The 8,813-nt window shown below is 49.9% G+C and carries 13 protein-coding genes; all 13 read left to right on the plus strand.

Translation table 11 applies throughout. The features are described from left to right. Positions 1-123 precede the first annotated feature (123 nt). Entirely contained in the window at positions 124-1,611 is a 1,488-nt protein-coding gene (locus tag EFBL_RS11375) for a flagellar hook-length control protein FliK (protein ID WP_096182254.1), read from the plus strand. 13 nt (positions 1,612-1,624) lie between these two features. Continuing rightward, on the plus strand, positions 1,625-2,026 hold the full coding sequence (gene flgD, locus EFBL_RS11380) for a flagellar hook assembly protein FlgD (RefSeq protein WP_096182255.1): 402 nt from the start codon (positions 1,625-1,627) through the stop codon (positions 2,024-2,026). Positions 2,027-2,037: 11 nt separating this feature from the next. After that, positions 2,038-2,424, plus strand: coding sequence for a TIGR02530 family flagellar biosynthesis protein (locus EFBL_RS11385; protein ID WP_096182256.1), 387 nt, complete (start codon positions 2,038-2,040; stop codon positions 2,422-2,424). Positions 2,425-2,500: 76 nt separating this feature from the next. After that, positions 2,501-3,385 (plus strand): flagellar hook-basal body complex protein, encoded by an 885-nt coding sequence (locus tag EFBL_RS11390; protein ID WP_096182257.1) that lies wholly within the window; start codon positions 2,501-2,503, stop codon positions 3,383-3,385. A gap of 108 nt (positions 3,386-3,493) precedes the next feature. Then, positions 3,494-3,709 (plus strand): flagellar FlbD family protein, encoded by a 216-nt coding sequence (locus tag EFBL_RS11395; RefSeq protein ID WP_096182258.1) that lies wholly within the window; start codon positions 3,494-3,496, stop codon positions 3,707-3,709. Between the two features lie 2 nt (positions 3,710-3,711). Continuing rightward, positions 3,712-4,146: a flagellar basal body-associated FliL family protein gene (locus EFBL_RS11400; RefSeq protein WP_096182259.1), complete on the plus strand. Its 435-nt coding sequence runs from the start codon at positions 3,712-3,714 to the stop codon at positions 4,144-4,146. 36 nt (positions 4,147-4,182) lie between these two features. Next, entirely contained in the window at positions 4,183-5,181 is a 999-nt protein-coding gene (fliM, locus tag EFBL_RS11405; protein ID WP_096182260.1) for a flagellar motor switch protein FliM, read from the plus strand. After that, the gene (gene fliY / locus EFBL_RS11410) at positions 5,171-6,442 is read left to right on the plus strand and encodes a flagellar motor switch phosphatase FliY (protein ID WP_096182261.1); all 1,272 of its coding nucleotides are present in this window, start codon (positions 5,171-5,173) and stop codon (positions 6,440-6,442) included. Before fliM ends, fliY begins: the two co-directional genes overlap by 11 nt. 21 nt (positions 6,443-6,463) lie before the next feature. Continuing rightward, a complete protein-coding gene (locus EFBL_RS11415; protein WP_096182262.1) occupies positions 6,464-6,826 on the plus strand; it encodes a response regulator in 363 nt (120 codons plus the stop codon). A gap of 30 nt (positions 6,827-6,856) precedes the next feature. Continuing rightward, positions 6,857-7,414, plus strand: coding sequence for a flagellar biosynthetic protein FliO (locus tag EFBL_RS11420; protein WP_096182263.1), 558 nt, complete (start codon positions 6,857-6,859; stop codon positions 7,412-7,414). Continuing rightward, positions 7,411-8,163, plus strand: coding sequence for a flagellar type III secretion system pore protein FliP (gene fliP / locus EFBL_RS11425; RefSeq protein WP_096182264.1), 753 nt, complete (start codon positions 7,411-7,413; stop codon positions 8,161-8,163). The genes EFBL_RS11420 and fliP overlap by 4 nt, the downstream gene beginning before the upstream one ends. 12 nt (positions 8,164-8,175) lie before the next feature. Continuing rightward, complete coding sequence (gene fliQ / locus EFBL_RS11430) at positions 8,176-8,445, plus strand: flagellar biosynthesis protein FliQ (protein WP_096182265.1); 270 nt, start codon at positions 8,176-8,178, stop codon at positions 8,443-8,445. A 14-nt stretch (positions 8,446-8,459) separates the two neighbouring features. Further along, positions 8,460-8,813: flagellar biosynthetic protein FliR (locus tag EFBL_RS11435; RefSeq protein WP_149029959.1), on the plus strand; the 354-nt coding region annotated here is incomplete at its 3' end.

Here is an 8,813-nt window from a genome sequence, read left to right on the forward strand (position 1 = left end):
AATTTGTTCGCACTCCTGTTTTGGGGGTGAAACAATAAATGGCCCTAGTCAAGAGACTGGAGCCAGCAAGGGAAATTTAATTCCGAGAAGCTATGTTCTTCCTGTGAAAGGAGGTGAGAAAAGATGAATGCGGCTCAGATCTTGACACTCATTGTCGGAGGCCAAATGACATCGGCAGTTTCCACACAGACAGGCAGTCCGACAGTGGAACCGGGAGCTTTTCAGGCGCTTCTGACAAACCAGATCAAGATGGACGGAAATCAAAAGGCAGCCCTGCAGGAACTTGTCGACCTTTTGTCAGGCCTGAATTCCGAACAAATTGCGGAACTCATGTCGCTGCTGGGTGCTGTTGTGAACCCGGCAGCAAACGGGCAAACAGTTTCAGAACCATTAAGTTCTTCATCTGCCGGATCCCTTGGCATCATGCAGACTGTGGACAATGGTACGGTTTCCGCTACTGCATCCGCCGGCACCATGGGTCTGATGCAGACTGTCAAAAACGGTACGGTGCATCCTTCTGCCTTGAAGGCTTCTCCCCTTAAACAATTGGCTGAGGAAATGGCAGCTTTCCTGAAACAATCGGGTCTTTCCCTGGAGCAGGCTGTCAACCGGGTCGGGAGAATGATGGAGCAGCAAGGATTGTCGGCTGACAAGGCACTTGTGAGACTCATCCAGGATGTGCCCATCCTGCAGACACAAGCGGTTCCGGAAGGAAACCCGACCAAAGTGTCGGATGCCAATCCCATGATGCAAAGTTCGCAAATCCGACCGGAACTGTTGGCCTTGCAGCAACAGGGTGAGAAATCAGAGAACCAGCCACAAGCGGCAGTAAAGCTCCAACCAATTACGAACCCCGAACAGACCCCGATTGATGCGGGTTCACGTTCTTCAGTCGGTCGTGGGCAAGCGGATGGCAATGCTGGTCAATTGTCCGGATCGGGCGTTTCGAAACAGACCGACGCGGCAGTTGCAACAGAAGCTGCCGAAGAAACCGGACTGGTCAGCCTACTCCCAACTGATGGCAAGCAGACGATTCAAGGAGAAGCGGTTCCTAATGAATCACGTCCAACTGAACAGGCAGCACCGGTCATTTTAACCCGAACAGCCGGAACAACTTCCAACGATCCAAAGAATGTCACGCGCGACACCATGACTCCGGAACAGTTCAAAACCGATTTTTCAGGTCTGATTGTCAAGCAAGCATCCGTGCTTGAACGGGGTGGCACCCACGAGATGAGAATCACCTTGATGCCGGAAGGGCTTGGCGAGGTGCAGGTGCGGATTGTGGAACAAAGCGGACAGCTGACTGTTCAACTCTCGGCTGACACTCAATACGCCAGGAACCTGTTGGATTCCGGTATGGGAATGCTCCGACAGCAGCTGGAATCCCAAGGCCTGCAAGTGAATCGGACCGAGGTTGTTTCTTCCTCTTCGTCTCCATTTATGGGGCATGAAAGGGGAATGGCGGAAGAACAGAAACACCAGCAGCAAGGGGGAAATCCACGGAATCCCCAGCGAAACGGTTTCACGGACTCCGCTTTCCAGCTGGATGAGGCTGTCTATTATGACCAAACAGCGTTGGTCAACGGACAATTTGACAGGACGGCATAAGGAGGTGTGATGAATGCAGGTATATGGAGCGAGCAGCAGCAATTCAACTGCCGCGACCAAAAGTACTGGTAACAGCGCTTTGGGCAAGGATGAATTTTTGAAGATCCTGCTCACCCAGCTTCAGTACCAGGACCCGATGTCCCCGATGCAGGACAAGGATTTTATTGCCCAAATGGCCCAATTCTCCGCGTTGGAACAGATGACCAACATGGCGGCCGGTTTTGAGAAACTGCAGAAAGTCAATTCTCTCGGTGCCGCTTTCAATCTGCTTGGCACGACCGTGACATACAGGAATTCTGACGGGAATGATGTTACGGGGACTGTAACGGGAGCCGAGATGAAGGACGGTGTCATGAAAGTGAAAGTGGGAGAGGCGTTTGTTGACCTGCTGGACATAGTCAAGGTCACAAAGTGAGGTGAGTTGGAATGAATCAGGAGTGGCTGCTTGGAGTTCGAGGGCCGTTGCCGGTCACAAAAGCCGAGCCGACAACAAGCAAGCGCCGACCGGAAGTTCCGGCGGGACTGTTTCAGGCCGAACTGGCAAAACGCTTGAGACAGCAGGAAGTGGTGCTTTCCAATCATGCCAAACAGCGGCTTGAAAAAAGAGACATCCGGTTAAACGAAACCGATTTGCAGAAGATCGGACAAGCCATTAACCAGGTAGCCGCCAAAGGCGGGAAAGAGTCGCTGATTATGTACAAGGATACGGCTTTTGTGATCAATGTCCCCAACCGAACCATCATTACGGCAGTGGACAAGTTGTCGCTAAAAGAAAACGTGTTTACCAATATTGACAGTGCCATGATTCTTTAGGACCGGCCCACTTGTTGGAGGTCCGACGGAACGCCGACCGACTGACGCGTTCCCACAACACAAGGAGGCGATATGAATGCTTCGTGCGATGTATTCAGGCATTTCCGGCATGCGTGGTTTTCAGGTAAAGCTTGACGTAATCGGCAACAACATTGCGAATGTGAATACATTCGGATTTAAAGCAGGTCGAGCAACATTCAAAGATATTCTAAGCCAGAATGTTGGGGGAGCAGCGGCACCGTCAACAGCCACTGCGGGAATCGGTGGTATTAACCCCAAACAAATCGGATTGGGGAGTGCCATCTCTTCTATCGATACTATTCATACCCAGGGAAGTACACAAACTACAAACGTTCCTACAGACTTAATGATTAATGGAGAAGGATTCTTTGCTGTAAGGGATGGTTCTGGCAATGAATTTTATACTCGTGCCGGAAATTTTTATCTTGATGCAGGCCTTAATGTGAACGCTAATGGATATAACGGGTTACAGCGCGTACTGGTAAATGCAAATGGCTTGAAGGTTCAAGGACTTACAGTTGACAATAACACTGGAGCACTTGTAGGAGCAGCTACTAACATTTATATCCCTGCGGATGCACAAACCTATGATATTGATGAGAAGGGTCTCGTAAGTTATATCCCTGCAGCGGGTGGCGCACGGGTGTATGTTGGACAAATTCAGGTTGTAAAATTTTCTAATCCAAGTGGATTGCTTAAGGCTGGAAGCAACTTGTATTCAGTTTCTCCCAACTCAGGAGCAGTTCCTGCGCTTGCAGATAACTATGCAGGCAATAAAGGACGGGGCACTATCATTATCGGCGCTCTCGAAATGTCCAACGTGGAACTCACCAACGAGTTCACCGAGATGATTGTGGCACAGCGCGGGTTCCAGGCAAACTCCCGGATTATCACAACCTCCGACGAAGTTCTGCAGGAAGTTGTCAATCTGAAGCGATAATAGATAATCACCTCGCGGAAGTGGTCAGAAACAGGGGTGCCACTTCCGTGAGGTCTCACCATATAGCCCTGCGCAAAGCATGGGCGGCTCCTCCAAGGAGGGAAGTACATGATTAAGGTTACGCGATTCAACGGTTCCGAACTGACGATCAACGCCACTTTGATTGAAGTGGTGGAAGCCACTCCGGACACCGTTATCACCTTGGTCAACAATAAGAAAATCGTGGTCAGGGAACCGGTGGATGAGGTGGTGCAAATGATCACCGACTTCTACAAAACCATCGGAATTGTTGGATTGCAAGTCCGTCAGAATGCGGGGTGCTAGTCGTGTTTCAGAACAAACTGTTCAACTTTGCATTGATTCTCATCATCTCCATTGCAATGCTGGGCGTGGTAGCTATTGTAGGGATCAATTACCTCGGCAAGTCCGAAGCGATGGCAAAGAAGGTTCCCTCTGCAAAGGAATTGGCTGAATCCCAGTTTGCGGTCGAGAAACTCACAACGAACCTGTCAGGTTCCAGTCTGGTTCAAATCGGGATTACCCTGCAGCTGGATTCGACAAAAGGAGTCGAAGAACTGGAGCTTCGCAAGTCGCAGGTGAAAGACACCATTACCCAGATTCTTCATGCAACAACCCAGGTCGACCTGCAAAAGCCTGACGGAATCCAGAAACTGAAAGAACAGATCAAAGAAAACATCAACAAGTACCTGCAGAAGGGAAAAGTGGTTGATGTTTACTTCCCCGAGCTGGTGGTGCAGTAGTCGGTTGCAGGGCAAGAGGCAAGGAGGTGACCATGTATGGCAGAGGTATTGTCCCAGAGGGAAATTGACGCCCTGTTGTCCGCTTTGTCTTCCGGCGAACTGTCGGCCGAGGAAATTCGCAAGGAAGAAACTGAACGCAAGGTCCGGAGTTATGACTTCAAACGGGCCATGCGTTTTTCGAAGGATCAGATTCGCAGCCTGACCCGAATTTTCGAGAACTTTTCTCGTTTGCTCACAACCTATTTTTCCGCCCAATTGCGAACTTATGTCGATATCAAGGTTCTCTCGGTTGAACAACTGCCGTATGAAGAATTTATCAGTTCCATTCCCAAGACCACCATTCTGAATGTGTTTGGGATACACCCCCTTGATGGCAAGTTTGTGATGGAAATCAATCCGAATATTGCATATGCGATGTTGGATCGTTTGTTGGGAGGACAAGGGATAGGGCAGGATGAAGTCAGAAACCTGACGGAAATTGAAACGACCGTGATGGTTCGGATGTTCGGGCGATCCCTCGATTATTTCCGGGATGCCTGGAAAGGAGTCGCCGACCTGATTCCGGAACTGGATATGCTGGAGGTCAATCCGCAGTTTATGCAGTTGGCGTCTCCCAACGAAACGGTTGCTGTTGTGTCTTTGTCTTCCAAAATCGGTGAAACGTCCGGAATGATCAACATCTGTATGCCGCACGTGGTTTTGGAACCCGTAATGCCGAAACTATCGGCCCATTATTGGATGCATATGAAGAAACCGCGTGAGAATTCAGCCGATCTGGAAGCGCTCCAGTATTCTCTCAGGCGTGCTTTGCTGCCCGTTTCAGCCGAACTTGGCACATCGACGATCACCATTGGGGAATTCCTGCAATTGACTGTCGGTGATGTAATTAAACTTGATCAGGACATCAAACAAAAAGTTCAGATTAAAGTTGGCAACAAACCCAAGTACAGGGGCCAGCCGGGAGTAAGCCGCGGAAGGATCGCCGTACAGGTCACAGAAGTACTTGAGGAAGGGGTGACGGAAGATGACAGGTAACGATTTCTTGTCACAGGAAGAGATTGATGCGCTGCTCCGCCAAGGAGGAGTTTCCAAAGAGGAAGAACCGGCTGCTGAAGAACTTTTGACGGAATTTGACAAAGATGCGCTGGGGGAAATCGGCAATATTTCGTTCGGAACGGCCGCCACCGCTCTTTCGACGCTGCTCAGGCACAAAGTTGAAATTACCACTCCGGCAGTCACGGTAATTCGCCGTGAAGAGCTGGTGAATGATCTGCCCATTCCGCATGCGGTAATTAAGGTGGATTATACGGACGGATTTGTCGGTTCCAACGTGCTGGCCATCAAGATCGCCGACGCACAGGTGATCGCCGATTTAATGCTTGGCGGTGACGGGAAAGTGGAGATCGGTGAACTGAATGAGCTGCACATGAGCGCTGTGGCGGAAGCGATGAATCAGATGATGGGATCGGCCGCCACCTCCATGTCCACCATTTTTAACATGATGGTGAATATTACCCCGCCAAAGGTTGAAGTTCTGAGCATGGACCAGCAGCAGGCAAGCCAACTTTTTCCGGCTGATGAAATTGTGGTCAAAATTTCATTCCGGCTGATTGTGGGAGACCTGATCGATTCCCAGATCATGCAGTTGGTACCGATCACCTTCGCCCGAACGATGCTGGATAAACTGACAGGGCAGACCCAATCCGCTGAACCTGCACCTGCTCAACCATCCCAACCGGCTGCCACCCATCAGGCAGAACAACACCAGCCGGTGGGGCAACCTGCAATGTATCAGCCTGTCATGGAACAGCCCGCTATGCAGCAACCGGCCATGCAACAACCAATGGCTGCACAGGGTCACTATATGCCGCCGTCACAACAGGCCATGGGATATCCCTATCCACCCGCACCAGGTTACGGAATGTCTGCAGGCGGATACACCATGCCGCAAGGCGGTCATTTTGTCCCTCCTACGGTCAATGTGCAACCGGCTCAATTTGCCACCTTTGAGGCGGTTGATCCAGCAGTTCTGTCCAGCGGCAACCTGAACCTGTTACTGGACGTTCCGCTTCAGGTGACAGTGGAATTGGGGAGAACACGCAAGCAAATACGTGAAATCCTTGAATTGGGTACCGGTTCGATCCTTGAGTTGGACAAATTGGCCGGGGAACCGGTTGATATCCTGGTAAACAGCAAATTGATCGCCAAAGGCGAAGTGGTTGTTATTGATGAAAACTTTGGGGTTCGCGTAACGGATATCCTCACACCGGCCGAACGCATTTCAAAACTCCAATAAATAAACAGGGGGATACGAATCATGGCAAAAAAAATCCTGGTAGTTGACGATGCAGCTTTTATGCGGATGATGATCAAGGAAATCCTGACCAAAAACGGATATGAAGTAATCGGGGAAGCTCAAGACGGAAAAGAAGCGGTAGACAAATATAAAGAATTGACCCCCGACCTGGTCACGCTTGATATTACAATGCCTGAGATGGACGGCCTTGGCGCTTTGCGGGAAATCCGCCGGTATGATCCCAATGCGAAAGTCATCATGTGTTCGGCAATGGGGCAGCAGGCAATGGTCATCGACGCCATTCAAGCCGGCGCCAAAGACTTCATTGTGAAGCCGTTCCAGGCAGACCGTGTGCTGGAAGCGATCCGAAAAGTCATTGGATAAAGGATTTTTTATGGCGAGGGGGATGGGACAGTGACATTTCTTGCCCTTGGTGAAAGCGTTGAAGATTTGATCAAGCGCGGAGGACAAGGGAGCGGGACCCAATCGCCTCCCATTTCGGGCGCCGGAAGCGGTTGGTCACTGTTCTTCGGAATTCTGGAGATGATTGTGATCCTTGCCGTCATAGCCGGGGTCATCTACCTGCTGATCAGATTTCTGGCCCTCAAGACCCATTCAACCCGTATGCATCCACTTATGCAAACGATCGTTGTGCACCCGCTTTCCACAAACCGGTCGATCCAACTGATTGCGCTGGAAGATCGGGTTTATGTGGTCGGGGTTGGAGAAGACATTACATTGATTGACGTGATCGTTGATGAGGAACTGATCGGGCGTATAAAGGACAAATCCCCCGCATTCACTTCACCCGAGCTGTCCGGATGGCTGTCCAAATGGCTTCCGGTTCAACGAAAACCAGAGGTTGAAGAAGATATTCAAGCGTCACCGTTCTATGAAACTTTGCAATCCAAACTGCAGCAGGTCAAGGAACAGCGAAAAAAGATTCAGGAATGGGATTCTGATAACCAATGACAAAAAAAATGATGTTTCTTTTGGCAGGACTTATCCTGATATGGCACTCCGGAACGGTGTACGCCGAAGGGATCGGGATTCCAGGCATTAATCTGAGTGTGAACACGACTGACGATCCGCAAAGCGTTGCAACCAGTTTGCAAATCATACTCCTGCTGACCGTCCTGTCGCTTGCGCCTGCCATTCTGATATTAATGACATGTTTTACACGGATCATCGTTGTATTGGCGTTTGTAAGAAATGCGCTTTCCATCCAACAAATGCCGCCCAATCAGGTGTTGATCGGATTGGCCCTTTTCATGACGATGTTTGTGATGGCTCCCACATTGTCACAAGTGAATGAAAATGCTCTGCAGCCTTATCTGGCCGGAAAACTCACCCAAACACAAGCGTTTGAACAGGCTTCCATCCCGTTCAAGCAGTTTATGGCAAAGCAAACCCGGGAGAAAGATCTCATGCTGTTCATCGAGTTTCGTAAAGAACCGATTCCGGCGTCGGTGGAACAAATCCCCCTGTCCACTCTGGTGCCTGCCTATGCGATTAGTGAATTGAAAACTGCGTTTCAAATAGGCTTTATGATCTTTATCCCATTTCTCATCATTGATTTGGTTGTTTCAACGACTCTTATGTCGATGGGGATGATGATGCTTCCTCCCATCATGATTTCATTACCCTTCAAAATCCTGTTGTTTGTAATGGTGGACGGTTGGTATCTGATTGTAAAGTCGCTGTTGCAGGGATATCAATAAGGAGGGGAAGGAATGGGTTCCGATTTTGTCATTCAACTGGGTCAGGAAGCATTGTGGGTGGCGTTGAAGATTTCCGGTCCCATTCTGGTGTTCGGTCTGGTGGTCGGATTGGTCGTAAGCATTTTTCAGGCCACAACCCAAATTCAGGAACAGTCGCTTTCTTTTATTCCCAAGATCTTGGCTGTTGTAGTTGCACTGGCCGTTTTTGGCCCCTGGATGCTCTCGGTGATCCTTGATTTTACTAACGGGATTATGGGCAACTTGATGCAGTTTGTGAGATAGGACGGAGGGTTCCGGTGAGTTTTGGCATCCTGAGTTCGCAATTCGAAATGTTCCTGTTGATTCTGACTCGCATCAGCAGCATGTTTTTGATCGCACCGGTTTTCGGAATGAGGAGCGTACCGGCTCATTTCAAAATTGGACTTGCCTTCTTTGTGAGCCTGATTGTATGGGCTTCAACACCCGCTGCCGATACTCAGGGCGGTTTGCTCGGAAGTCCAGGGTTGTTTCTTGCTGCAGTACTCAAAGAAGTACTGGTTGGACTCGCAATTGGCTATCTCTGCATGCTTATGTTCTCTGCCGTGCAGGTGGCCGGGCAATTCATCGATATGCAAATCGGGTTTTCGATTGTGAATGTGATCGACCCTCAG

Origin of the sequence: Effusibacillus lacus, from assembly GCF_002335525.1 — a bacterium.
In the GTDB taxonomy this organism is placed as follows: Bacteria; Bacillota; Bacilli; order Tumebacillales; family Effusibacillaceae; genus Effusibacillus; species Effusibacillus lacus.